A 25097-nucleotide genomic window follows, 5' to 3' on the forward strand; every position below is an offset into this window, starting at 1 on the left:
TAAAATATTGAGCCGTTAAAGATGAAAAAAAACAAAAATTCTATTTTAAAATTTTTGAAAAAGCATTTCATCAAGTTGAGTATTCTTTTTATTGTCGGTGTAATCTGGTTTTTCTCCTTACCTAAAGACTTGTTTGATGAACCAACTTCCAGCGTTTTAAAAAGTAAAGAGGGTGTGCTTTTAGGTGCGCGTATTGCAAAAGATGGACAATGGCGATTTCCTAAACAAGATAGCGTTTCTTATAAATTTGAGCAATGTATTCTTTATTTTGAAGATGAATATTTCTATCAGCATCCAGGTTTCAATCCAATTGCAATCTCAAAAGCTTTATGGCAGAATATAACAACCGATCAAAGGCGAGGCGGAAGTACAATCACTCAACAGGTGATTCGTTTATCTCGACAAAATCAATCCAGAACATATCTGGAAAAAATCATTGAAATTTTTCAAGCTACTAGATTAGAATTAGGAGAGAGCAAAAAAGAAATACTAAATTTATATGCGACTTATGCGCCTTTTGGCGGAAATGTAGTTGGTTTAGAAACGGCTTCATGGCGATATTTTGGTATTCCATCTCAAGATTTAAGTTGGGGACAATCTGCAGCCTTAGCTGTTTTGCCAAACGCACCTTCTCTTATTTTTCCTGGTAAAAACGAATTGATTTTAAAGCAAAAACGCGATCGTTTGCTCAAAAAACTCAAAGATCACGCAGTGATTGATGCCACGACTTATGAATTAGCCATTGCAGAAAACCTTCCAAGTAAAGCTTTAGCCTTGCCAGAAATAACACCGCATTTGACAGAGAAATTAAAAAAAGAACATGAAGGTGTTCAGCTAATATCAACAATTCGATATCCACTTCAAAAAAGATTAAATAGAATTGCTAAGGAAAATTACAATCGTTTACGTCAGAATGAAATCCATAATCTTTCGATTCTTGTGCTCGATGTTGAAACTCGTGAAGTTTTGGCTTATGTCGGAAATTCGCCCACAACATCAGAACATGATCATTACGTTGACTTGGTTCAAGCCCCAAGAAGTACTGGAAGTATTCTGAAACCTTTTTTATACACAGCAATGCTAAATGATGGTTTGCTTCTCCCGAATACCTTGATTGCTGATGTACCAACTTCAGTGAATGGTTATAGTCCACAAAATTTTGATAAAGAGTTTAACGGGGCTGTACCTGCGAGTTTAGCCTTGTCTCAATCTTTAAATGTTCCATCTGTGAGGATGTTAAGGAAATTTGGCTTACAGAAGTTTTACAATCAATTTAAAAAATTGAACCAAAAAAATGTTGATAAATCTGCTGATTACTATGGACTTTCATTCATATTAGGCGGTGCAGAAAGCTCACTTTGGGATATTACAAAAGCTTATGCTGGCATGGCCTCAACGCTTAATTTCTTTAATTCATCATCAAGCGAATATCGAGAAAATGAATTTATGAATCCGATTTATTCAAAACAAGACAATCTTGATTTTGGAAAAATTCAGCATCAAGCTCAAGTTTGGAATGCAGGAGCGATATATGAAACTTTCGAGGCAATGAAGGAAGTTAATCGACCTCAAAATGAAGAAAGTTGGGAGTTTTTTACGGACAGTCAAGCTTTGGCTTGGAAAACAGGCACAAGCTATGGTTTTAAAGATGCTTGGGCAGTTGGTGTAACACCAAAATATGCGATTGGCGTTTGGGCAGGAAATGCTGATGGAGAAGGTCGGCCTGGTTTAACAGGTATTCAGGCAGCCGCACCAATCTTATTTGATGTTTTAAATTCCTTGCCTAAAAGTGGGTGGTTTAATATTCCTTATGATGAACTCGTAGAGGCTGAAATTTGTCAAAAAAGTGGATATCTTTCAGGGATTCATTGTAATGATGTAAAACTTGAGTGGATTCCTAAAAACGGAACACGAACATCAACTTGTCCATATCATCAGCAAGTTTTTTTGGATGCTTCTGAACAATTTCAGGTCAATTCCTCATGTTATCCTTTAGAAGAAATTCAGAATAAAAATTGGTTTGTTTTGCCGCCAATTATGGCTTATTATTATTCTGAAAAGCATCCTGACTACAGAAGTTTACTGCCTTACAAGAAAGGATGTTTGAAAGAAGGAGAAGAGTTGATGCAATTTGTTTTGCCTAAAAAAAATGAGATCATCACACTTCCAAAAAATTTTAAAGAAGAAATCAATCCGACTATTTTTAAACTAGCGCATCGCAATCCTGAGACAACGGTTTATTGGTATTTAGATGAGGTTTATTTAGAAAGTACAGAAACTTTTCATGAGATTTCTATTTTACCAGAACCGGGAAAACATATACTTACAGTCGTTGATCAAGAAGGGAATAGTTTATCTCAAAATGTAGAGATAGAAGTCAATTCAGAGTAAAGAACGATTCTTCAATAATTCTTATTTTTTCGAATCAACAATCATTTTTTGATAAAAATCTTGGAGTTCAATGGTTTCCCTGACGCGGATACCTTGACCAACGGTAAAACGCGATCTACATGATTGTTTGGTATAAGCCATAAAGTTTCTGACATCATCTTCGGTAATATTGTAAGGTGTGCCATCGCAATCTTTAGCATTACCAGTGTATTTACAATCGTCAGTGATATTATTTCCTTCTGATCCATACATACTCGGAACTGCATTGGTGTCAACCACGTAATCTCCAGCACATTTTGCATTAAATTCCGGATTATCAGGATCACGCGTGACTTTTTCACACCTTTCAGATTTAAATCTTTGGTGCGTGTGTATCAACCTAAAACTATGACCAACTTCATGTGGTAAGATGCCTGTGTTATAATTCAGCATATTTACTGCTAATTTATTATAGCCAAAATTGACACCTCTCAAGCCATCATCAAAATTTGTAAACCGGTATGGAACAAAAATATTGAGTGCATCATCTTTGACGTATTCATCTTTATAGTCTCTTAGAAATTTAGAAAAATCTTTTGTGCTTCCCCAGTAAGCAGTAGAATTGTTGATGTGCTCAAATTCATTCAATTCAAAACAAATATTCATATCGGCATAAGCGGAATTCAAAAGCCCTAAAGCTTCCATCACTTTTTCTTCAGTTAAAGGATCTTCACTTTCACCATTATCTTTATTAATTCCCCAAAAATTAATACGGATAACAATCTCGGGATATTCAGCTAATACTTCAGGATCGATAGAAAAACTGTAGCTTTTGCTTGGCGTGCATTTTCTTTGTTGGTCTTCATCTGAATGAACAACGATACAATGACTTTTCATTGGTATAAAACTGAATAAAAGAATGACTAAAATTGAAACTTTTGCCATTTGTTTAAAATCTAAATAATAAAACTTAAGCATAATTGAAAAATTGAAGCTAAACGTGAATGATTCTCGGACGCCGTCGAAGTTGATTGAAGAGGTCAAAATAATGAAATCAAATCATTCAGGTTTAGAATAAAAATGTAATTTAGTGAAAATTTTTTCGTTATATCACTAAACTGATAATTCATTATGCTAGCATATTTTATTCAAGGAGTTGATGAGGCTGCCGTTGAGCAAGTTTCTGAAGAGAAAACACTTTCAGTTATTGACTTGATTCTCAGTGGAGGAGCTGGAGGAACAATCATCATCATCATTTTGGCTGTCTTACTTTTCGTTGCACTTTATATTTATTTTGAGCGCTTATTTGCGATCAAAGCAGCTTCAAAGACTGATAAAGATTTCATGAATCAAATTAAAGATAATGTTTCAAGCGGAAATATTGAAGGTGCTAAAATGCGCTGCGCTCAAGAAAATTCACCTGTTGCACGATTAACAGAAAAAGGAATTTCAAGAATTGGGACACCTTTAGAAGATATCAACACAGCGATTGAAAATGCTGGTCGGTTAGAAGTTTATAAACTTGAGAAAAACGTGAGTGTACTTGCAACAATTGCAGGAGCTGCACCGATGATAGGTTTTTTAGGAACTGTGATTGGGATGGTTTTAGCATTTTATGAATTAGCTACGAGCAGCGGTCAAGCCGAAATGGGCTCGTTAGCTGAAGGAATTTATACAGCGATGACAACAACAGTTGCAGGTCTTATTGTGGGTATTATTGCTTACATTGCCTATAACCATATTGTTGTTAGAACTGATAAAGTCGTTCACCAAATGGAAGCGACTGCAGTTGACTTTTTAGATTTATTAAACGAACCGACTTAATTTTTATGAATTTAAGAGGAAGAAACAAAGTGAGTCCTGAATTTAGCATGTCTTCAATGACAGATATTGTTTTTCTGTTATTGATTTTCTTCATGTTAACTTCTCCTGTTATTACGCCAGAAGCGCTTGATTTGATTTTACCAAAAGCAAAAGGTAAATCAACAAATAAGCAAAATGTTTCTGTCAGCATCACAAAGGATTTAGAATATAGTGTGGACGGTGAGAAAGTCGCTTTTGAGCGTTTAGAATCAGCTTTGAAATCAAAATTAGCAGATGTTGAAAACCCAACTGTTATTTTGAGAGCTGAAAAGGATATCATCTTGCAAAAAGCTGTTGATGTGATGATGATTGCTAATGAAAATCAGTACAAACTAATCTTAGCTGTAAAACCGAACTAAATTGAAGTTTTTAAAAACAAAACATCAAAAGAAATCTTTTGCTATCACAAGCATCATTTATGCTTTGATTATTTTGTTGATGCTTGTTTTTGGTTTTAAATATTTTGATCCTCCAAAAGAAAAAGGTATTGCGGTCAACTTTGGAACAACAGATTTTGGATCAGGAGATGTTCAGCCAAAAGAACCAGTTAAAACTTCGCCCCAAAAAAATGTTCCAGAACCAACTCCCGTTGAAGAATCTTCATCTGTTGCTGAAGAAGAAGATGTGATTAATCAAGAAACAGAAGATGCACCAGTCATCAAGGAAGATAAAAAAGAAAAGCCTAAAAAGGAGCAAAAAGAAAAAACTGAAGATCAACCTGTTGAAAAACAGCCTGAGAAAGAGCCTGAAAAAGAAGAAAAAAAACCTGAGCCTAAACCAGAACCAAAGCCAGATAAGTCAGTGACTGATGCGATGGAAAGTTTAATGAACGGCCCAGAGAATGATGGTGAGGAAGCTGAAGGTGACGATCAAAAAGCTGGTGATAAAGGCGATCCTGATGGCGACCCAAACGCTAAAAATTATTACGGAACGGGTAAAGGTTTAGATGGTGATGGCAAATACAGACTTGGCGGACGTAAAGCTTTAAATAAAGAAAAATACACACAAGATTGTAATGAATCTGGTGAAGTTGTTGTGAGGATTGAAGTTGATAGAAACGGAAATGTCACTAGAGCAACCGCTGGTGTAAAAGGGACAACCAATAGCAGTCCGTGTTTATTAGAACCAGCCAAGAGAGCAGCTTTAGAGACGAGGTTTAACAGCGACTCAAACGCACCTTCAAAACAAGTTGGTTTTATTACTTATGTTTTCAAATTATCAGAGTAAATGACTTACGATGAATGTTTAGATTGGCTTTTTAAGCAATTGCCAATGTATCAAAACAAAGGCGGAGCGGCCTATAAAAAGGATTTAACCAATATTAATTTGTTTTCTGGTTATCTCGGAAATCCACATCAAGAATTTAAGAGTATCCATGTCGCAGGGACCAATGGCAAAGGTTCTGTGAGTCACATGTTAGCTTCTATTTTACAGGAAGAAGGTTATAAGGTTGGTTTGCATACCTCGCCACATCTTAAGGATTTTAGAGAGCGCATTAAAATTAATGGAGAGCCAATTGAAAAAAAAAATGTTGTTGAATTTATAAGTGAACATCAGTCTTTTTTTGAAGAAAATGAATTGTCTTTTTTCGAAATGACTGTTGGCTTAGCCTTTCATGAATTTGCAGAACAAAAAGTTGATATAACAGTTATTGAAGTTGGCTTAGGAGGTCGTTTAGATTCAACAAATATTATTTCTCCTTTACTATCTGTGATTACAAATATTGGTTTTGATCATACTCAATTTTTAGGTAAAACTCGACCAGAAATTGCAACGGAGAAAGCAGGAATTATCAAGCCTGAAACGCCTGTTGTAGTTGGAGAAAAACATTCTGAAACTGAATCTGTTTTTAAGAAAATAGCAGAAGCCAAAAAGGCTAGCTTAACTTTTGCAGAAGATTTAATTTTGCCAAATTTCACTTCAGATTTAAAAGGAGTTTATCAGCAGAAAAATATCAAAACTGCTGTTGCTGCATGTCAAGCTTTAATTGAGCAATGTGATTTTAAACTGTCCAAATCTTCAATAGAAAAGGGTTTACACACAGTGATTCACAACACAGGTTTATTTGGTCGTTGGCAAACTCTAGAAGAACAGCCGCGTGTTATTGTAGATACAGGGCATAATAAAGAAGGTTTGACTTATGTTTTATCTCAGCTCGCTGAAGAGGATTACAATCAATTGCATATCGTTTTAGGTTTTGTCAAAGAGAAAGACATCGAAGAGATTTTAGAACTTTTCCCGAAAGAAGCTTACTATTATTTCTGTCAGTTAAAAATAGAACGCGGTATGGATGTTCAGTTTTTACAAGCTAAAGCAGAAGAGAAAGGTTTAAAAGGTGAGGTTTACTTGTCTGTGAATCAAGCTTTAAATTCTGCAAAGGAAAAATCTTCAACATCAGATTTAATCTTTATTGGCGGAAGCACATTTACAGTAGCAGAAATAATTTAAAAAAAACGAAAATATAATTTTGAGATATTAAAAATAGGCTTATATTTGCACTCGCAATCCGCAAGGGTGCGTAGCTCAGTTGGTTCAGAGCATCTGGTTTACACCCAGAAGGTCAGGGGTTCGAATCCCTTCGCACCCACAAAACCCTAGCGATTCGTTAGGGTTTTTTAGTTTAAGGGGTCATTAACTCAGTTGGTTTAGAGTGTCACGTCGACAACGTGGAAGTCACTGGTTCGAATCCAGTATGACCCACATCAAGCAGAAATCCAATACCAGATAAGGTGTTGGATTTTTTACTTTACACAAGCCCAAGCTTTGCTTGATGGCTTGTATAAAATAAAAAAGACAAAGAAATGCGATAGCGGTTGGATTTCTATTTGCAGTCGTGGTTCTCATCTGGATCAACATTAGTCAATCCTGAATTATTAGATATTAAACTCTAACTACAATCTTTTTAATAAAAAAAACCAGACATCAATTTCTTGACATCTGGTTCAGCAATCTAACTTAAATTAACAACTTAAAATTAAAACTATCTGTTATTTGAGATTTCTAACTTTTTTATAGCTGATTGCGTTTTTGGTTTTGGTTTAAACAATTTATTCGGTATTGGTCTCGACGCGTCCTCTGATATTGTAAAACTAAAGACTGGTTCAATATCGTTTTGAATATCCGATCCGCCATTGTTACTTGGGAAATCTACAGGAAAGTTCCCAGTGTAAGGATTTTGAGTAGAGGTAGGTATTTCTACGCCATCCAAATAGACTGATGCAACATAATTTGTGGCTATTGAAGGATCGCAATTTGAGTACATATCAACATATACATAATATGTTCCAGCATCTAATTGTGCGTCTTCTGAGTATGTTATATTTTCATTATTTATACCATCAATTGAACAAGCAGGATTGGAGTCTAAATCCAACTCACCGCCATTGGCACTCATCATACTTCCATAGTAAATATGGTCACCGTTTGGCTCTATAAGATGTAAATCGACGTCTTTATCATTGTCAAAGGATAAACTCACCTGAAGTGTTCCTGTTCCGACACTCATTACATTTAATTCTGCAACAATACTTTGACTTATTTGATTATCAACATCTAAATAGGCTAAGCGAACGCTGAAATTATCTTCTTGGTTAAGTTGGTTTATTTTTAGAATAAAACTTTGGTCTGAATCACCTTCCACTGGAAGTTCATAAAAGCCAGACTCATTTTCTGCACCAATTAGAAGTTTTTGAGCGGGCGTGCTTGTTCTGATTGTGGCAAATGATGTTCCACCAGGAATTACACTTGTGTTCATATTGATAATTTCTAAACTCGCATCTGTTGTTGAAGATGGGAAGTTTCTATTCTGTAATTCTGCATCTTGCACATCAAACAGGTTATCAATCGTTGCGTCCATTTCATTTCCATCGTCATCACTGCTACACGCATGGATACCAATAAAAATAAAAGCAAGTAAACTTAATTTTAATAGTCTTGATTTCATCATAAAAAGGATTAGTTAAACTTATAATTTTCAACTAAATTACCTTTTTTAAGTATACGAATCAGCTTAGTTGTATGGTTGACATTAATGAATGTGTAAGCTGTAAGTTTTTGATGATAAGATACTTATGTGGCGATTTCTTCTCGTAATAACTGATTTTTGTAAGATTACTGAGGAAGCTTTTTAGGTGGTCTTTCTCTATAAATTGTAGATGATAGACTGTTCAGAAAGGCTTCAAGAGATGCTAACTCATCTTGGTTTAAATCAAGTTCTTTTAATAAGTTTGATTTTGTAGGAAACAAACTGTCATTCTCTTGCTCTTTTGAAGGAACAAGCGTTGCCATGCCTGCGTTGTACATATTAAGAAGACCTTCTAAATGCGGAAAAAGTCCGTTATGCATGTATGGTGCGGTATGTTTTAATTCTCTTAAAGAAGGTGTTTTAAACTTACCAACATCTTCAGCTTTTTGTGTAACATAGTAGCGACCTAAATCTTCAAATTCTTCTCTTCCGTAATATGAAAGTCCTAAATTATGAAATTGTTGATCGGTAAATAATGGAGAGTTATGACAATTGATGCATCTTGCTTTAGTTCTAAAAAGATGCAATCCTTCAACTTCTTGGTTGGTAAGTTCTGTACTGTCTCCTGAAATAAATTTATCAAATCGACTTTTACGGCTGATAATTGTGCGCTCAAAAGCAATAATGGCATCAAAAATATTATCTTCAGTGATTTGATTCTCACCATAAACTTCTTCAAAATAAGCTTTGTAACCTTCAATATTTTGAATTGTTTTCACAGCTTCATCAATACCGTGATTCATTTCTATCGGATTTTGAACAGCAGCTTTGGCCTGTTCAGCCAGATTAGCCGCTCTTCCATCCCAGAATATTGTATCCATATGTCCGATATTGATGATAGACATCGTATTTCTACTCCCAGGACTTCTGTCGTGACCAAAAGCAACGCGTTTACCATCAGCCCAACCTGTGTTGGGGTCGTGGCATGATGCACAAGCTATCTGTCCTGAACTCGACATACGCGGATCGTAAAATAAAAACTTACCGAGCTCACGTTTTTTTTCTGAGTAACCACTTTCTTTATCAAGCTTAAGATCAGGAAGAACGCCTATTTCCTGAAAATTCATGACTTGGTTGTCTAAATGTGGCTCTGGCCAATTTTCTTTATTGCCACTGCTATAAACTTCTTTTAGTTCAGCAATATTGTAATATTTTTCTTTATCAGTTTTGTCACAGCTGAAAACAAATGTTGCTAAGCAAAAGTAAAATATGTATTTCATCATTATTTATCAATAAAAAAGACGTAAACCAAAATTAGTAAAATGACTTGAAGATGTCCTTAATTGCGGAGCATATTTCTGATACTCATCACTTAAAGCTGATAGATTTTTATAATTTAAAAAGAATCTTAAGCTTTTTTGATTGGATAATTTTAAAGTATAATTGATTTCAGCACCTGCTCTTAATTTTGATGTGCTGTCAAAAGCATGATCAGGCTTAATAACGCGATCTGTAAAAGAAGTATCACTCGTCACTTGTGTGGTAATTAAATTTTCCTGAACAGGAATATAAGCTTCAGCCGATACAGCAAAATTGATTTTATTTTTTGAGTTTGTCCAAATATCTTTTCCAAATTCACCTCTGAGCTTTAGAGCTGAAATTTCCTTTTTTGTAAAGCCTAACAAATCTGTATAATCAGAATCTAAATAAGATGCGCTAAATCTTGCTTGCCAAAGCATCTTGTTATTTTCTTGTTGCAAAATCGCTGAATTAAAACCGATAACTTGAATGTTTTGCTGATAATTCTGACCTTGATCAATCACAGAATAATTATCACCCGTTTGCTGTTGGTAATTAAGTTGAAGAAAATAATCTACTTTTTCACCATCATAATCAAAGTTCAATTTTGTGAGATGCTCAATGCTTCGGTATTTATAAGCAATCAATTTTTCATCAAAATAAACTCTGTTGTTTGCATCTCTGTTGTAGCTATTTTTAATAGATTTCAAGTAGTTATAATCCAAACTTACACGACTTCTGTTATATTGATAACTATAAGCTAAACCAGCAGATTGAGGTCTTTCTCTTTCCAGAAACCTTCTGTAAGAACTGTTGAAAACAACACGACCATAACCTGAAGAAAATTTTGTAAAAGTCTCTTGATAAACAGGTGCATTTTGAGTGTCATCCACATAAATAATACTTGCCGTTGTAGAAGCTGAACCTAAGCCAGCATTTGCAATAAATTGATGCTTTTTAATAGCATAACCTAAATGTACTTTTGCTTTATAATCAGCCAATTGTAGATCAGGTCGCGGATCAATATCGCGATAGGCTTTATGGTTTTTGTAATTAATCACTCCGCCTACCGACCAATGATTGTTAATGAGATAACTCGCGCCGCCCATCATGTCGAAAATCTGATTATCCCAATCGCCTTTTTGGGGCGCATAAAAATAATTAGGCGTTAAAACCGCTTGATTCTCTGTACGCTCCAAAGTTGAATTAAAACCCATTTGTTTCTCTTCAATTTTATCAAAATTAAATCGTCCGAATACTTTCAGTTTTTCTGATAATGAAAAAAAACCTTCTGTCTTAAATTGATAAGTTATGCTTTCTTCAGGCGTCTGAACTCTCTTAAAATTTAGCTTTTTGCTTTCTAATGAAAGAGATGTTTGGGTCACATTTTTTAATAGGTCTTTGGTATATAACAAAGGCTGATTTTCTAATCTTTCAAGAAAATTATCGTGATAAGATTTTTCAGTCAAATCAAGACTATCTTTCAATTGTGCTTGTGTAAGCCAACTTGATAGGAAAATAAGAATAAATAAACCTTTGTTATACATGCCAAGGAAATTTGTCTTTATTGTTTAAAATCCTCTAGGATCTGCTCTGTTCAAAATTTTAAAATCTTCAGAAGTATTATTGTTATCTTCAAGAATAATTCTGCCATCGATTTCAGTTTTCGTTTTTCTCATCACACTTTGCGAATTGAAAATTCCGTCCACTCCAATTGAAGAAGCATCGATTTCTGATGGTAAGATTTTTGGGCGTGGCGAACCTGGATTATAGCTTTGTAAATCAACGCCATCTATAATTAGGCTATTCGGGATTTGCATGAAGAATTTTGTGTCATTTTCAATTTGACTAATTGAAGGGTTCGGGAAATCTTCATAAGTGCTAAATTCTTCTTCGTCAACTCTAAAAATTGCAAAACTATCACGACCTTTTGTGTCAATTACAAAATCTTTATTTCCACTATAGTAATTCTCACGTCCCCAGTAAGCAATTGTCAAATCTTCAACAGCTGGATTTTGGATATCCCACTGGTAAGGTTCTTCACCGATTGACTCTCTAAAATCACCTAAGTAAACTTCAAAATCAGCTTCGCTTAAATCCACAGTTAAGCTTGGATCGCCAATTGTAATTGGGTCACCATTATTGTCAGTTAAAGGCTCTTTGTGGTTCAAAGCATTTTGAGCAATCAAAATACTTTCACCTGGTTCAATAGGATGCATTTCTCCATTTCCAGGAATTTGAAAAACGTAATCTGTATAAACGTAATCTGTGTTAGCAGAACTACCCGAGCTCATTCCGATTGATTGACTCCAATCAAACTGACCGTTTGCTAAAGTATAACTCTCAACTGTTGTTGAAGATTTTCCGTAAAGCTGCGCGATATAAAGTCCATCAGCAAAAATAACTTCATTTGAGTTGTTATAAATTTCTATAAACTGATCTCTAAAAACGGCACCTTGCACCGCGTTCGAGCCAGCATAGTAAACTTGCTTTATGACTAAATCTCCGATTCTTGCAGCTTTAAGTATAAGAGATGTTGATGTTGTGTTTGCGTTTACAATCACTTGCTCTTGTGAAGCATTAAAGATGACTTCATCAATATTAGGATCATAACCGAAAAGCTCATTAAATTCAGTTGCACTCAAATTTAAACTTGCAGTCACATTATAAGTTCCTGGCAATACAGTTTCAAAATTTGCTGCGCCATTGCTCGATGAAGATTTCTGGTAAGTGTCACCAGTATTTACATTTGTTAGTGTTACATCAACATTTTCGGCAGCTAAGCCATCATAATTTTCATTATCGAAATTGACGTTAACTTGAAAGCTTTGTGGTGTTAAACTTGAATTGCTTCCAAAATCATCATCTGAACAGGCAGACAATGCGAGTATTGCTATGAAGCTAAAAATTATTTTTTTCATGACATTTGATTTAAAATTGATATTCGATTTTTGTTCCAAATGATAGTTTGACCATATCAGGGTTAATCATTTCAATATCTTTTCCATTTGATCTTTCAATTGAAGTTGGTTTAAGATCAAGAAAGTTATTCGCATAAAAAGAAAAACGAAAACCATTTAAAAAGTCTTTCGAAATTCTTAAATGAAAGTTGTGAAAAACTTTTGTTCTATTATTTTCATAAGCACTACTGCTTCTGATAATGTGTCCGTATAAATCTTCATTATTCTGATTTTCTGATGAAATCGGAACTTTATTTAAATTTTTATCAATAAAAGCGTAAGGGTAAAGCGAAGCATTTCTTTTGTATTTATCAAAAATAAAATGCTCACTTCTCACAGCGATAACCAGACCGATGTCGGGAATATGATAATTGAGTGTGCCGCCAAATGTCAAATGAGATAAATCTTTATCTCCTTGGTGATACACACCAAAACTTTCAGGCTTGCTAGCGTTTGAAGATTTAACATAAGCATCTTCTGTATTGTTATTTATTGTAGAAATATAACTGCCTTGTAAACTGAAATCAATATTTTTAAAAATAAATTCAGGGAAATTCATGAAAAGTTCAAGACCAATATCTTCAGATTCTAGGCCGTTTGAAATTTGAGATTCTGTGTAATAATATGAGTTGTAACCATCGATCACAATTTCTGGGTTTGATAAATCAGAATCATCAACGCTAACATCAGCCAAATCACGTTTGATAGGGTAGGGACTAGATGTAATTCCATTGTACAATTTGTTATAAAAACCTGTGATATTAATACTTCCGAAATCGAATCTGTAATCAAAGCCTAACTCAGTTCGTAAGCTTCTAGAAGGTTTAACTTCAGGATTGTTTTCCTTTTCTACAAAAGTTTGAATCGCGCCAATATTGTATTCTCCTGGCACTCTAAAATCACCAAGAATAACATCATAATAGCGATAACCCGTATAGATTTGATTAAGAGAAGGCGACTTTGCAGTGAGACCAAATCCTGCTCTGATTTTTAAATCTTTATAAATATAATATGAGTTTAAACGCGGAGATAATGTGAGATAACTGTTTTGGATGTCACTTCTTAAACCTGCAGCGATGTTGAGCTTGCTATTGTCGCCATAAGTTGAAAATTCATCCTCAATGAATAAAGAAAATTGTGATTCTGCTTTAACTTCATCGGCATAATTATAAGGGCGAAATGCTTGTCCGCCACTATTAGTTTGGCTGACGAGAGCAGGACCCATATTTTCTGGTGAGCCAAGTCTGCCACGACCTTTATTGTCATTCATACGGTATGAAATTCCTGCTGATAAATGATGTGTCCATTGCTCGGTTGAAAAACTTTTATAAATGTTTGCTGCCGAATAAACGCTGATGGGTTTGCCTTCAACCTCTTTACTAGCGATATAAGTTGGCTCAGTGTAAATGCCTTCATAAACACCTTCTTCAGTTTGAAAACCGACAAGTTTGCCTCCGTTATTGACATATTTACTTTCAAAACTATATTGGTCTGTGAGCGTTAAATTAGTATTGAGTTCAAAGTGATCAAGAAAGTGATTTTCTTCAAATTTATATTTAAAGCGATTTGAAATTCTTAAATCTTTTTGCTCGTTTTTAACGCGCTTCTGATCCTTGTCTTCCTCTTCATAATTGACGTTGTCAACATTAAATCCGTATTTAACAGTCAACGAATTTCGAATACTTTTAGGTTGATTTGCCCAACTCCACATCAGTTGTGTGTTGATGCGCTCGTAATCTGTGTAAGAAACTCTAGGGTTTGCATTTGCTTTTAATAAACTCGCAGAAACATTTAAAAAGCCCGCCTTTTCACTCAGCTGAAAGCCTTTATTTAAGCCATATTCAGTTGTGCCTTCCCTTAACGAAGCATAGGCTAGAAAAGGAGATTGTCCAGCTTTTTGATCAATTTTGACTAAACCAGATGTGAGGTCGCCATACTTTGCAGAAGGAATACCTTCAACAATTTCGATTTTTTCAATATTTTGAGTAGTAATTTGTCTGAGATCTACACCAAAATTCGCATTTGTAAAATTACCGTTAAAGCTGGTGCCTGCGTCTCTGTCTCCGAAGCCTAAATAGTTTGGATTAAAAGGAGATGACATATTTGCTGTAAAAGATTGCATATTACCGTTATTGGATAAAGGAATATCGTCTACAACAACAGCAGTGCCAAAAGATTTATTACCAAAACCCTCATCGCTTATACCTGGAGGTCTTACTGTTCTGAATGCGATCGGTTTAAATTCATTGAGGCTGAACTCTGTTATTTTCTGACCCGGGAGTTGCTCTAAAACTTCATTAAGTGAAAAGGATTGCACTTGATTAATAGCTTCTTCTTCTAAAATAATTTCAGAAAAGCTTTGTCCTTTTTTAGCACGGATGACGACTTCATCTAAACGTAAATTTTTGTCTTTTAAATAAACGACTTGAGATTGAAGAAGTTCGTTTTGATTAAGATTTAAAGTTTCTACTTTTTTACCGAGTAAACGAAATTCAACTTGAGTTGATTTTTTGGACTTGAGCTCTAATGTGAATTCTCCTTTTAAGTTTGAAATACTCCATTGCTTAGAGTTCAAATCTATAATTGTAACATTTCCTAATGGTTCTTGCGTTTCAGCATCTAACACAATACCTTTTAAGTTGATTTGTGCATTTAATGCTACAGGTAGAATAAAAATAAACAAGAAAACTCTCAAGTACCTCAATTAAATTTTTGGGCAAAAATACATATAAATCTTATTTAGACTAAAAATGAATAATGTTTTTTCAGATTAATTTATGACAAGTTTCAAGCGTGAATTTTGTTGAGTAAAATCTTAAATCTGTTGTTCTTTTCCAGCTCCGAGACCCATCATTAATTTAATGAGAGCTACACAAATTAATAGAATAATTGTAAAATTCCAGTTGTCAAAAACATCATGAATTGCACCAACGACAAGAGGTCCTGCGGCAGCGATAAGATAACCAATAGATTGTGCCATACCAGAAAGTTCTGCAGCAGTATCAGTGTCTGACGATCGCATAACGATAAGCAATAATGCCAAACCAAAAGTTCCGCCTAAAACAAAACCTAGTAAAGAAACCGACATCGGAATAATAATCGGACTCGGGAAAATTAAACCTAGTAATGCAATACATTCTAAAGCGACTAAAGTGCCAATAACGAGACGCTGATCTTTCCTTTTGCCAGCCCAAAGCGGAATAACAATGGAACCAATAATTCCCGTGGCTTGCGATAAAGCGAGCATCCAACCTGCGTAAGAGGAATCGTAACCATCATCTAATAATATGGCAGGCAGCCAAGCCAAAATCACATAAAAAGCCATGGATTGTAAACCCATATAAATGGCGATTTGCCAAACGATACGCTTACCACTCAAATTTTTAATAGCTTCAGAGAAAGAGCGTCTGGGTTTAGTTCTTTTTATTTTTTTGAACTGTGTCAACCAAACACAAAATGCGATAAATGCAAAGATGGCCCAAACACTTAAGGAACCTCGCCATCCCATTTTGTAGGTCACAGCTAAAGGCACACTGATGCCAGCTGCCAAAGAAGCGCCAACGGCCATCATACTCGAGTATAAACTTGTGATCATCCCTGCGCGATCAGGAAAGTTTTGTTTTGTTAAAGCCGGAATCAATACATTACCAAAAGCAATCGCGATACCTAATAAAACTGTTCCTAGATACAAGCCAATATTATCAAACAAAGACCTTAAAACAATACCAACTGTAAGTAAAAGCATTGCAGCCAGAAGTGTTTTTCCGATACCAAACCTTTTTGTGAATATTGATGTGAGTGTTGAAATGACACCAAAAGCTAAAAGTGGTAAAGTTGTGAGTAAGCCTAATAGTGTTCCAGATAAATTTAAGTCTTGCTTAATGAAATCAATCAAGGGGCCGATGCTCGATAAAGCCGGACGTAAGTTAAAGGCGATGCAGAGAATGCCGACAATCAAAAAGATTTGATTTCTCCTATGTTGATTTTTCATATAAAATTTGACTTAAAAAGCTGCAAAGCTAAGTTTTCTTGGGTCATAAAATTTTTCTTTAACCAAGAATTAAGGTCGGTTTTACGTTTTATAAATCTATACAGAAGTGGTTTTTGAAAATATTTGAATGATCAAAACACCGATGACGATGAAAGAGATGCCAATAATCGCTGGGATATCAAGATTTTGTTGAAATTTAAAATATCCGATGCCTGAAATTAAGATAATCCCAACTGCGCTCCATATTGCATATGCAATTCCCATCGGGATGTCTTTTAATGTTAAAGCTAAGAAATAAAATGAAAATAAATAACCGATAATTATTATGGCCGTTGGTTTCCATTCTGTAAAACCATTTGAGTATTTTAGAGCTGTTGTCGCGATGCTTTCAAATAAAATTGCAACAAGTAAGAAAATCCACTTCATAATTAATGACTTTGAGATCTAAGATATAGTTTTATAATTTCATTGACGATTAAAGGAACCAAACCTAAGCCAATTGCCATAGCCCAACCAGCGGCATCTAAACTCTGAAGTTTAAAAGCTTCTTGTAAAACAGGAATTTCTAAAACGAGTACCTGAAGAAGAAAACCAATAATAATTGCACCAGTTAAATATTTATTAGAGAAAATACCGATTTGAAAAATAGATTTTCGATAATGTCTAAATGCTAAGGAATAGAATAATTGAGAAGCAATTAAACTCATAAACGCCATTGTGCGTGCGTAACTTAAAATGTCCTCAGGTATATTGTTATCAAAAGGTGAATAGCCGTGCTCATAAAACCCAAACCAATATGCGCCAATTGTTAAAAAACCAATCAATGAACCACCTAAAATTGCACGAGAACCTTGCTTATGAGCAAAGAAGCTTTCTTTTGCAGGTCTTGGTTTATGCGTCATCACATCATCAGAGCTTGGATCCATTCCTAAAGCAATAGCCGGTAAAGAGTCAGTTAATAAATTAATCCATAACAACTGTGTTGCAATTAATGGGGCTGGCATTCCTGCTAAAATTGTGACAAGCATTGTAACAACTTCTCCAATATTGCTGGTTAAAAGAAAAATAACTGACTTTTTAATGTTGCTATAGATGTTTCTTCCTTGTTCAACAGCAGTGACAATTGTCGCAAAATTATCATCTGTCAAAATCATATCAGAAGCACTTTTTGAAACATCAGTTCCAGTAATCCCCATGGCAACACCAATATTTGCATTACTCAATGATGGCGCATCATTAACACCGTCACCCGTCATAGAAACGATATTGCCTTCGGCTTTTAAGGCTTTGACAATCGCAACTTTATGTTGTGGTGAAACCCTTGCGAAAACACGATAGTCTTTAATTTGATGTTGAAGCTTATCTGAATCAATTTTATCTAAACCTTGACCAGTAATCGTTTGGGATATGTTTTCAGCAATCTTTAAATCTTTTGCAATAGCAAAAGCAGTTTCAGCATGATCGCCAGTAATCATCAATGTTGTGATGCCTGCTGCTTTTGCTTTAGCAATTGCGGGCTTAACTTCCTCACGTGGGGGATCAATCATACCGACTAGTCCAATAAAAACCAGATTTTCTTCCCATTCATTTCTTGATGGAATCTCTGATATATCCTTGTATGCAGATGCTAGTGTTCTTAATGCTTGTGATGAAAGTTGATGAATGCTTTCTTCTATTTCAGATTTGTGTTGCTCATTTATTTCTAAAACTTGATTATCAATAAGTACATGCGTACATTTTGGTAAAAGTCGATCAATAGCACCTTTAGTGTAAATGCGTTTTTGATCATTATTCTCAACGACAACCGACATCATTTTTCGATCAGAATCAAACGGTAGTTCATCAAGGCGTTTTGATTGATCGCTGATTTTCTGACGATTTAAATTTAAGTCATCAGCGAAACTGAGTAAAGCAATTTCTGTTGGGTCGCCAGAGCTTTTATCTCCTTCTAAAGTTGCGTCAGAGCATAAAAACATCACTTTAGCTAAAAGCTTTGAATGCTCATTATTTTTTTCATGATCAACTTCTTGAATGTTATGAGATAATGTAAAATAGGAGGTGACTGTCATTTTGTTTTGCGTCAATGTTCCTGTTTTATCACTGCAAATGATATTGACAGAGCCTAAAGTTTCAACGGCAGGTAAGCGCTTAATAATTGCATTTTGTTTAGACATTTTGGTCACACCAATTGATAAAACAACAGCGACAATAGCTGCAAGGCCTTCAGGAATTGAAGCGACAGCAAGAGAAACTGCGGTGAGAAATAATTCTGCTAAATCTCTTCCTTGAAAATAACCGATAATGAAAATAAGAACACAAACAGCAACAGCTATTTTTCCAAGTACTTTACCAAGTTCGTCTAATCTTTTTTCTAAAGGTGTTTTAGCTTCATCCGTATTAATTTCTTCTGCAATTTTTCCAACTTCTGTATCTTCTCCTGTAGAAACCACGACGCCAACTCCGCGACCATAAGTGACTAAGGTTGACATAAAAACCATGTTTTGTTGATCACCAAGCGGGAGATCTTCAACCTTAAATATTTCATCTGCATTTTTATGAGCTGAAACAGATTCTCCTGTCAATGCTGATTCTTCTACTTGTAGATTTATAGATTCTATTAATCTTAAATCAGCAGGAATCAATCGGCCAGTTTCCAAAATAACGATATCACCAGGAACTAATTGATCTGTATTAACCTCACTAACTTTTCCGTTTCTGCGGACCAAAGCTTTTGGAGAAGCCAATTTGTGTAAATCTTCAATGGCTTTCCCAGCTTTTATCTCTTGGATGATCCCTAAACTTGCATTGATAAAAATGACGAGGATAATGATGATCGCATCAACATATTCACCCATAAACGATGTGATAATAACAGCGCCTAACAAAACAAAAATAAGCGCATCATTGAGCTGATCTTTTAGCATGCTTAAGATGCTTCTGCTTTTTTGTTCGCGCCATTTATTCAGGCCATACTGCTCAAGCCTTTTCTCAACTTCATCAGGAGACAAACCTTGTTGAACATCAGTTTTTAATTTTTGAAGGACGTCGTTAGCCGATTGTGAGTACCACATTTACGAAATGATTTTAGTGTAAATGTAGATGTTTTTCATAAGAAAATTGAATTATTTTTCATTCTCTGTTAATGAGTTTTTTTAAGTGATCAGCCATAAAAAATAGATTTCTAAAAGACTTTATTTTGAATAGTCTACTAATTCAATAGAAATTACATACTTTTGTCAATTCATAAAAACAAAACCAATCAATGGAACATCATAAAGAGCTGGCTGTTAAGGCTTCAATTGAAGCAGGCGAGAAGATTATGCAAGTTTATCAAGATGAAATTATCGTCGAAAAGAAGGAAGATAATTCACCTTTGACCATCGCCGATCAGCGTGCGAATACAGTGATTATGGATTTTTTGAAGCAAACCGAATATCCGATCATCAGTGAAGAAAATAAAGCAATTGATTATGAAGAAAGAAAAAAATGGAAAGCTTGTTGGATTGTTGATCCATTAGATGGCACAAAAGAGTTTATCAAAAAAAATGGAGAATTTACGGTGAATATCGCTTTAATTAAAGAGCAAAAAACTGTTTTTGGTGTTATTTATGTTCCTGCCAAACGTGAGCTTTATGTTGGTGATGTTGAAAATGAAAATGCATTTAAAGTAGAGGTTCCTAAAGTTTATGATTTAGTTGAGGTTTTAAGTTCGGTTGAAAAGCTATCACCTAAAAAGGCTTCAGATAAAATTGAAGTTGTTGGGAGTCGTTCTCACATGAATCAAGACACAACTGATTATATTGAAAAATTAAAATCGACTTACAATAAAGATGTTGAGATCGTTTCAAAAGGAAGTTCTTTAAAATTTTGCTTAGTCGCAGAAGGAAAAGCTGATGTTTATCCGCGTTACGCACCAACAATGGAGTGGGACACCGCTGCTGGGCAAGCAATTTGTAAGGCTGTTGGCTTATCAGTCATCGATCTTGATACTGATCAAGAAATGCTTTATAATAGGGAGGATTTACTGAATTCATACTTTCATGTCAGCGTTTTATCATGAGTGAAAATATCACCATACATCATTACGATTTAAGCCGCGAAAAACGCAATAACAGAAATCAGCACAAGTCATTTGTGTTATGGTTTACAGGTTTGTCGGGCTCAGGAAAATCGACAATCGCTAATAAAGTTGAAGCTGCTTTATTTGAAAAAAATAAACAAGTTTACAGTCTTGACGGCGATAACATCAGAAGCGGAATCAACAAAGGTTTAGGCTTTACAAAAGAAGATCGCTATGAGAATTTGCGACGTATTGCTGAAGTAGCCAAGCTTTTTGTAGATGCAGGACATATTACTGTGGCTGCATTTGTTTCACCAACTTATAAAGATAGAGATCTTGTGAAAAATATTATCGGTGAAAAAGATTTCATCGAAGTTTTCGTTGACACAAGTCTTGAGGAATGTGAACGCCGTGATGTTAAAGGACTTTACAAAAAAGCAAGAGCTGGAGAAATTAAAAATTTTACAGGAATTGATGCACCTTATGATGCACCAAAAAATCCTGATATACATATTAAAACTGAAGAAAAAACTGTTGATCAAGCGGTTGAAGAAATCTTAAACCACATCAACACTCTCATCTAGAAACAATTATTATGAGCTCATATTATTTAAATTATTTAGAAGAATTAGAGTCTGAAGCTATCTATATTTTAAGAGAGGTTTGGGCACAATTTCAAAATCCTGTGATTTTATTTTCAGGCGGAAAAGATTCAATTTTGGTCACACATTTGGCTAAAAAAGCTTTTCATCCAGCAAAAATACCTTTTGCCTTAATGCATGTTGACACAGGTCATAACTTCCCAGAAGCACTACAATTTAGAGACGATTTAGTTGATAAATTAGGCGTGAGATTGATTGTTGGTTCTGTGCAAGAATCAATTGATAAAGGTCGTGTGGCTGAAGAAAAAGGTAAAAATGCGACGCGAAACGCTTTGCAGATAACAACACTTTTAGACACGATTGAAGAGCACAAAATTGATTGTGCAATCGGAGGAGGTCGACGTGATGAAGAAAAAGCAAGAGCTAAAGAACGTTTTTTCTCTCACCGTGATGATTTTGGCCAATGGGATCCCAAAAACCAACGCCCAGAACTATGGAATCTTCTGAACGGAAAACATTTTGAAGGTGAACATTTCAGGGCTTTCCCAATTTCAAACTGGACAGAAATGGATGTTTGGAATTATCTCACAAAAGAAGGTATCGAAATTCCTTCACTTTATTTAGCGCACGAACGAGAAGTGGTGAGGAGAAATGACTCTTGGATTCCAAATTCTGAATTTTTAAAATTAGAACCAAACGAAGAAATTGTTAAGAAAAAAATTCGTTTCAGAACTTTAGGTGATATCACAATTACTGGCGGAATTGAATCTGATGCAGATACCATGGAGAAAATTGTTGAAGAAGTTTCGACCATGAGAGAAACTGAACGCGGAAACAGAAGTGATGATAAACGATCAGAAACTGCTATGGAAGATCGTAAAAAAGAAGGTTATTTCTAAGAGTTAATATGCTCAAGAAATTTTCATAAATAATTAATAGATGACAGTGTAATCTGTCGCAGTTACAAAGACGAAACAAAATGGAAATAGATAAAAATCAACTTTTAAGATTTACAACAGCAGGTAGTGTTGATGACGGTAAAAGTACATTGATCGGCCGTTTATTATACGATTCAAAGTCAATTTTTGAAGATCAACTCGCTTCAATAGAAAATACAAGTAAACAAAAAGGTATTGATGGTGTTGACTTGGCGCTTTTTACAGATGGCCTGAAAGATGAACGTGAGCAAGGGATTACGATTGATGTTGCTTATCGCTACTTTACAACGCCAAAACGAAAATTTATCATTGCCGATACGCCAGGACATATTCAGTACACGCGAAATATGGTCACTGGAGCTTCAACAGCCAATGCAGCAGTGATATTGATTGATGCGCGACATGGTGTGATTGAGCAAACCAAACGTCATGCATTTATTGCATCACTTCTTAACATTCCGCATATTATTGTGTGTGTTAATAAAATGGACTTAGTCGATTTTAAAGAAGAAGTTTTCAATGACATTAGACAACAATTTGAGGCTTTCTCATCAAAATTATTAATTAAAGATATTCGTTTTATTCCGATCAGCGCATTATTAGGTGATAATGTCGTTAATCGTTCTGAAAACATGCCTTGGTTTCAGGGTTCGCCTATGCTAAGTGAGCTTGAAAATATGCATATCAGTAGCGATACAAATAAAATAGATGCGCGATTTGCTGTGCAAACTGTTTTAAGACCACAGCGCGAAGGCTTTATTGATTACCGAGGTTATGCAGGTCGCATTGCAAGCGGAATTTATAGAGTTGGTGATGAAATTACGGTTTTACCTTCTGGTTTTACGTCGAAAATTAAATCGATCAATGCAGGAGAAAAAGAAGTGAAAGAAGCTTTTGCGCCGATGTCAATTTCTATGACTTTAGAAGATGATATTGATATTAGTCGAGGTGATATGATTGTGAAAACTAACAATCAACCAGAACTTTTACAAGAATTTGATGTGATGCTTTGCTGGTTAAATAATGAACAAGCTAAGCCGAGAACAAAATACACAATTCAGCACACTTCTAACGAGCAAAAAGCGATGATTAAAGATGTTGTCTACAAGGTTGATATTAATACTTACGATCGTGATACGGATGATAAATCATTGAAAATGAATGATATTGCACGTGTTAAGATTAGAACAACGCATCGATTAATGCTAGATTCTTATCGCGATAACCGTAACACTGGAAGTATTACTTTGATAGATGAGGCAACAAAAGAGACGGTTGCGGCAGGTATGCTTGTTTAAAATTGGATTTGGCTAACTTATTCGGAATTTTTTTATATTTTTAGCAAAAATTAATACAAATGAAATCAATATTCAAACTCGCATTAACACTTGTAGCTGTTTTTACATTCAGTTTAGCAGCGCAAGCGCAAGACGTCAATAAACAGGCTTTACAAAAAGAAGCAACTGTTCAAGCTGATAAAATCAGCCAAAAAATGGATTTAACTGATGTTCAAACAGAGGAGCTTCAAAGATCAATTGCTAAATTCCATATTGGAAAAGCAAAGGTTGAAAATTCAGATCCGAACACGACTAAAGGTTTAAGGAATCAAGAAAAACGTGTTTATGGCGATTTCAAAAAAGAAATCAAGACTATTTTGACGCCAGAACGTTATGCTGATTTCATGCTTTTTTATAAAAAATTGAATCAGTAATCAATAATATTTATTGAATTTTAAAAGTCGCTTGTATTGTTCAAGTGACTTTTTTGTGTTTTAAAAGCTGTTTGAAATACATTATATTTGCATCTTCATTTAGAAACTGAATTTTGAGAATCTTAAAATATGTTTTTGAGATTTATTTTGAAGAATTAAAGTTTTTTGAAACCAGAAAAAGCTTTGATTTAAGCCTTTTATAAAGGATTGAGCCTTCTAAGGGCTTGACAGATAGAAGGCTTAAAGATAAAAATTCAATTCCAATTTGCTATCTAAATTTATAATCGTAAATTTGCACGCCTATTTTGTACGCAGAATAGGAAAATTAGGAATGTTTAATAATAAAAAAGTTAAGTGTGGACACATTAAGTTACAAAACAGTTTCTGCAAACAAAAACACTGTAAATAAACAGTGGCTTGTTGTAGATGCTGACGGTCAGTCGCTTGGACGCTTGTCTTCAGCAGTAGCAAAGCTATTGAGAGGAAAGCACAAGCCAGACTTTACACCTCACGTTGACTGTGGTGATAATGTTATCGTTATCAATGCTGCAAAAGTTAACCTGACGGGCAAAAAATGGGACGCTAAAGAGTATTTAAGATATACTGGATATCCAGGAGGTCAAAGAAGCTTGAAAGCGCAAGAAATCTTCGATAAGAACCCAGAAAGACTTGTCGAAAAATCTGTAAAAGGAATGCTTCCTAAAAACAAATTAGGTTCTGCATTGTTCAGAAATCTACGTGTTTTTACAGATGCAGAGCATACTTTAGATGCTCAAAAACCAAAAGAAATTAACATAAACGAACTCGTGTAAATGGAGACAATTCACAAAATTGGTCGTAGAAAAACAGCGGTAGCTAGAGTTTATCTTTCTGAAGGAAAAGGTGAGATTACGATTAACAAAAAGAAAGCTGCAGATTATTTTACAACTGGACCTTTGCTTTACAAAGTAAATCAAGCTTTAGAATTGACTGATAACGCTGGACAATTTGATTTAAATATCAATGTTTTTGGTGGTGGTATCACTGGTCAAGCAGAAGCGATCAGATTAGCTATTTCTCGTGCAATGTGCGAGCTTGATCCTGAGAATCGTTCGATCTTAAAACCAGAAGGTCTTTTAATGAGAGACCCAAGAATGGTAGAGAGAAAGAAATTCGGTCAGAAGAAAGCAAGAAAGAAATTCCAATTCTCAAAACGTTAATTGGTACTGCTGCATAGCGGCATAAAATTTAAAATAATTGTTTTTTGTATTCCTGAGGTTCGCCTCAGCTTAGTTTAGCATCTAAATGAATAAGGCCAAATCACTTGATTTGCCACTTATTTGTTGCTATTCGAAACAAG

The 25097-nt window shown here is 34.9% G+C and carries 21 protein-coding genes and 2 tRNA genes; 14 read left to right on the forward strand and 9 right to left on the reverse strand.

The window, feature by feature from the left end:
• Positions 1–21: 21 nt before the first annotated feature.
• Positions 22–2391 (forward strand): penicillin-binding protein 1C, encoded by a 2370-nt coding sequence (gene pbpC / locus CAP47_RS09325; RefSeq protein ID WP_100776374.1) that lies wholly within the window; start codon positions 22–24, stop codon positions 2389–2391.
• Positions 2392–2412: 21 nt separating this feature from the next.
• On the opposite strand, the gene CAP47_RS09330 is transcribed toward pbpC, so the two are convergent.
• Positions 2413–3315: a zinc metallopeptidase gene (locus tag CAP47_RS09330; RefSeq protein ID WP_153043514.1), complete on the reverse strand. Its 903-nt coding sequence runs from the start codon at positions 3313–3315 to the stop codon at positions 2413–2415.
• A 186-nt stretch (positions 3316–3501) separates the two neighbouring features.
• Between CAP47_RS09330 and CAP47_RS09335 the strand changes: the two genes are divergently transcribed.
• From CAP47_RS09335 to CAP47_RS09360, 6 genes are all read left to right on the forward strand, one after another.
• Positions 3502–4194, forward strand: a complete 693-nt coding sequence (locus CAP47_RS09335) for a MotA/TolQ/ExbB proton channel family protein (RefSeq protein ID WP_100776376.1) — start codon at positions 3502–3504, stop codon at positions 4192–4194.
• Positions 4195–4199: 5 nt separating this feature from the next.
• A complete protein-coding gene (locus CAP47_RS09340) occupies positions 4200–4592 on the forward strand; it encodes an ExbD/TolR family protein (protein ID WP_100776377.1) in 393 nt (130 codons plus the stop codon).
• Position 4593: 1 nt separating this feature from the next.
• Positions 4594–5460, forward strand: coding sequence for an energy transducer TonB (locus CAP47_RS09345; protein WP_100776378.1), 867 nt, complete (start codon positions 4594–4596; stop codon positions 5458–5460).
• Positions 5461–6681, forward strand: a complete 1221-nt coding sequence (locus CAP47_RS09350) for a bifunctional folylpolyglutamate synthase/dihydrofolate synthase (RefSeq protein ID WP_100776379.1) — start codon at positions 5461–5463, stop codon at positions 6679–6681.
• A gap of 64 nt (positions 6682–6745) precedes the next feature.
• Positions 6746–6820: transfer RNA gene (locus CAP47_RS09355), tRNA-Val, on the forward strand.
• 38 nt (positions 6821–6858) lie between these two features.
• Positions 6859–6933 (forward strand) — tRNA-Val (locus tag CAP47_RS09360).
• Between the two features lie 280 nt (positions 6934–7213).
• Here the strand turns inward: CAP47_RS09360 and CAP47_RS09365 are convergent.
• The 8 genes from CAP47_RS09365 to CAP47_RS09400 form a co-directional block, all read right to left on the reverse strand.
• On the reverse strand, positions 7214–8176 hold the full coding sequence (locus CAP47_RS09365) for a YfaP family protein (RefSeq protein ID WP_100776380.1): 963 nt from the start codon (positions 8174–8176) through the stop codon (positions 7214–7216).
• 167 nt (positions 8177–8343) lie between these two features.
• A complete protein-coding gene (locus CAP47_RS09370) occupies positions 8344–9477 on the reverse strand; it encodes a cytochrome-c peroxidase (protein ID WP_100776381.1) in 1134 nt (377 codons plus the stop codon).
• A gap of 9 nt (positions 9478–9486) precedes the next feature.
• Positions 9487–11043 carry a DUF6850 family outer membrane beta-barrel protein gene (locus CAP47_RS09375; RefSeq protein WP_100776382.1) on the reverse strand — a complete coding sequence of 519 codons (1557 nt, stop codon included), beginning with the start codon at positions 11041–11043 and terminating at the stop codon, positions 9487–9489.
• 24 nt (positions 11044–11067) lie between these two features.
• Positions 11068–12417 (reverse strand): DUF4876 domain-containing protein, encoded by a 1350-nt coding sequence (locus CAP47_RS09380; RefSeq protein WP_153043515.1) that lies wholly within the window; start codon positions 12415–12417, stop codon positions 11068–11070.
• 10 nt (positions 12418–12427) lie between these two features.
• Positions 12428–15160: a TonB-dependent receptor gene (locus CAP47_RS09385; protein WP_100776384.1), complete on the reverse strand. Its 2733-nt coding sequence runs from the start codon at positions 15158–15160 to the stop codon at positions 12428–12430.
• 111 nt (positions 15161–15271) lie between these two features.
• A complete protein-coding gene (locus tag CAP47_RS09390; protein ID WP_100776385.1) occupies positions 15272–16447 on the reverse strand; it encodes a CynX/NimT family MFS transporter in 1176 nt (391 codons plus the stop codon).
• Between the two features lie 96 nt (positions 16448–16543).
• Entirely contained in the window at positions 16544–16873 is a 330-nt protein-coding gene (locus CAP47_RS09395; RefSeq protein WP_100776386.1) for a DMT family transporter, read from the reverse strand.
• Between the two features lie 2 nt (positions 16874–16875).
• Positions 16876–19518: a calcium-translocating P-type ATPase, PMCA-type gene (locus CAP47_RS09400; protein WP_100776387.1), complete on the reverse strand. Its 2643-nt coding sequence runs from the start codon at positions 19516–19518 to the stop codon at positions 16876–16878.
• A 191-nt stretch (positions 19519–19709) separates the two neighbouring features.
• On the opposite strand from CAP47_RS09400, the gene cysQ reads away from it, so the two are divergent.
• The 7 genes from cysQ (at position 19710) to rpsI (ending at position 24957) form a co-directional block, all read left to right on the forward strand.
• A complete protein-coding gene (gene cysQ / locus CAP47_RS09405; RefSeq protein ID WP_100776388.1) occupies positions 19710–20507 on the forward strand; it encodes a 3'(2'),5'-bisphosphate nucleotidase CysQ in 798 nt (265 codons plus the stop codon).
• Positions 20504–21091, forward strand: a complete 588-nt coding sequence (cysC, locus tag CAP47_RS09410; RefSeq protein ID WP_100776389.1) for an adenylyl-sulfate kinase — start codon at positions 20504–20506, stop codon at positions 21089–21091. The genes cysQ and cysC overlap by 4 nt, the downstream gene beginning before the upstream one ends.
• An 11-nt stretch (positions 21092–21102) precedes the next feature.
• Positions 21103–22008, forward strand: a complete 906-nt coding sequence (gene cysD / locus CAP47_RS09415) for a sulfate adenylyltransferase subunit CysD (RefSeq protein WP_100776390.1) — start codon at positions 21103–21105, stop codon at positions 22006–22008.
• Between the two features lie 80 nt (positions 22009–22088).
• Positions 22089–23345, forward strand: coding sequence for a sulfate adenylyltransferase subunit 1 (locus tag CAP47_RS09420; RefSeq protein ID WP_100776391.1), 1257 nt, complete (start codon positions 22089–22091; stop codon positions 23343–23345).
• Between the two features lie 59 nt (positions 23346–23404).
• Positions 23405–23758, forward strand: coding sequence for a hypothetical protein (locus CAP47_RS09425; protein WP_100776392.1), 354 nt, complete (start codon positions 23405–23407; stop codon positions 23756–23758).
• A 356-nt stretch (positions 23759–24114) separates the two neighbouring features.
• On the forward strand, positions 24115–24570 hold the full coding sequence (gene rplM / locus CAP47_RS09430; protein ID WP_093238021.1) for a 50S ribosomal protein L13: 456 nt from the start codon (positions 24115–24117) through the stop codon (positions 24568–24570).
• Complete coding sequence (gene rpsI, locus CAP47_RS09435; protein WP_093238018.1) at positions 24571–24957, forward strand: 30S ribosomal protein S9; 387 nt, start codon at positions 24571–24573, stop codon at positions 24955–24957.
• The last annotated feature ends 140 nt before the right edge of the window (positions 24958–25097 follow it).

It is taken from the genome of Psychroflexus sp. S27 (assembly GCF_002810405.1).
GTDB lineage: Bacteria > Bacteroidota > Bacteroidia > Flavobacteriales > Flavobacteriaceae > Psychroflexus > Psychroflexus halocasei_A.

Excerpts from the sequence above, each read along its gene's own strand:
- CAP47_RS09350 (WP_100776379.1), top strand. The coding sequence starts at position 5,461 with ATGACTTACGATGAATGTTTAGATTGGCTTTTTAAGCAATTGCCAATG.
- rpsI (WP_093238018.1), top strand. The coding sequence starts at position 24,571 with ATGGAGACAATTCACAAAATTGGTCGTAGAAAAACAGCGGTAGCTAGA.
- cysQ (WP_100776388.1), top strand. The coding sequence starts at position 19,710 with ATGGAACATCATAAAGAGCTGGCTGTTAAGGCTTCAATTGAAGCAGGC.
- CAP47_RS09340 (WP_100776377.1), top strand. The coding sequence starts at position 4,200 with ATGAATTTAAGAGGAAGAAACAAAGTGAGTCCTGAATTTAGCATGTCT.
- CAP47_RS09335 (WP_100776376.1), top strand. The coding sequence starts at position 3,502 with ATGCTAGCATATTTTATTCAAGGAGTTGATGAGGCTGCCGTTGAGCAA.
- CAP47_RS09370 (WP_100776381.1), bottom strand. The coding sequence starts at position 9,477 with ATGAAATACATATTTTACTTTTGCTTAGCAACATTTGTTTTCAGCTGT.
- CAP47_RS09420 (WP_100776391.1), top strand. The coding sequence starts at position 22,089 with ATGGAAATAGATAAAAATCAACTTTTAAGATTTACAACAGCAGGTAGT.
- CAP47_RS09330 (WP_153043514.1), bottom strand. The coding sequence starts at position 3,315 with ATGGCAAAAGTTTCAATTTTAGTCATTCTTTTATTCAGTTTTATACCA.
- CAP47_RS09380 (WP_153043515.1), bottom strand. The coding sequence starts at position 12,417 with ATGAAAAAAATAATTTTTAGCTTCATAGCAATACTCGCATTGTCTGCC.
- CAP47_RS09395 (WP_100776386.1), bottom strand. The coding sequence starts at position 16,873 with ATGAAGTGGATTTTCTTACTTGTTGCAATTTTATTTGAAAGCATCGCG.
- CAP47_RS09390 (WP_100776385.1), bottom strand. The coding sequence starts at position 16,447 with ATGAAAAATCAACATAGGAGAAATCAAATCTTTTTGATTGTCGGCATT.
- cysC (WP_100776389.1), top strand. The coding sequence starts at position 20,504 with ATGAGTGAAAATATCACCATACATCATTACGATTTAAGCCGCGAAAAA.
- CAP47_RS09400 (WP_100776387.1), bottom strand. The coding sequence starts at position 19,518 with ATGTGGTACTCACAATCGGCTAACGACGTCCTTCAAAAATTAAAAACT.
- CAP47_RS09425 (WP_100776392.1), top strand. The coding sequence starts at position 23,405 with ATGAAATCAATATTCAAACTCGCATTAACACTTGTAGCTGTTTTTACA.
- CAP47_RS09365 (WP_100776380.1), bottom strand. The coding sequence starts at position 8,176 with ATGAAATCAAGACTATTAAAATTAAGTTTACTTGCTTTTATTTTTATT.
- pbpC (WP_100776374.1), top strand. The coding sequence starts at position 22 with ATGAAAAAAAACAAAAATTCTATTTTAAAATTTTTGAAAAAGCATTTC.
- CAP47_RS09375 (WP_100776382.1), bottom strand. The coding sequence starts at position 11,043 with ATGTATAACAAAGGTTTATTTATTCTTATTTTCCTATCAAGTTGGCTT.
- cysD (WP_100776390.1), top strand. The coding sequence starts at position 21,103 with ATGAGCTCATATTATTTAAATTATTTAGAAGAATTAGAGTCTGAAGCT.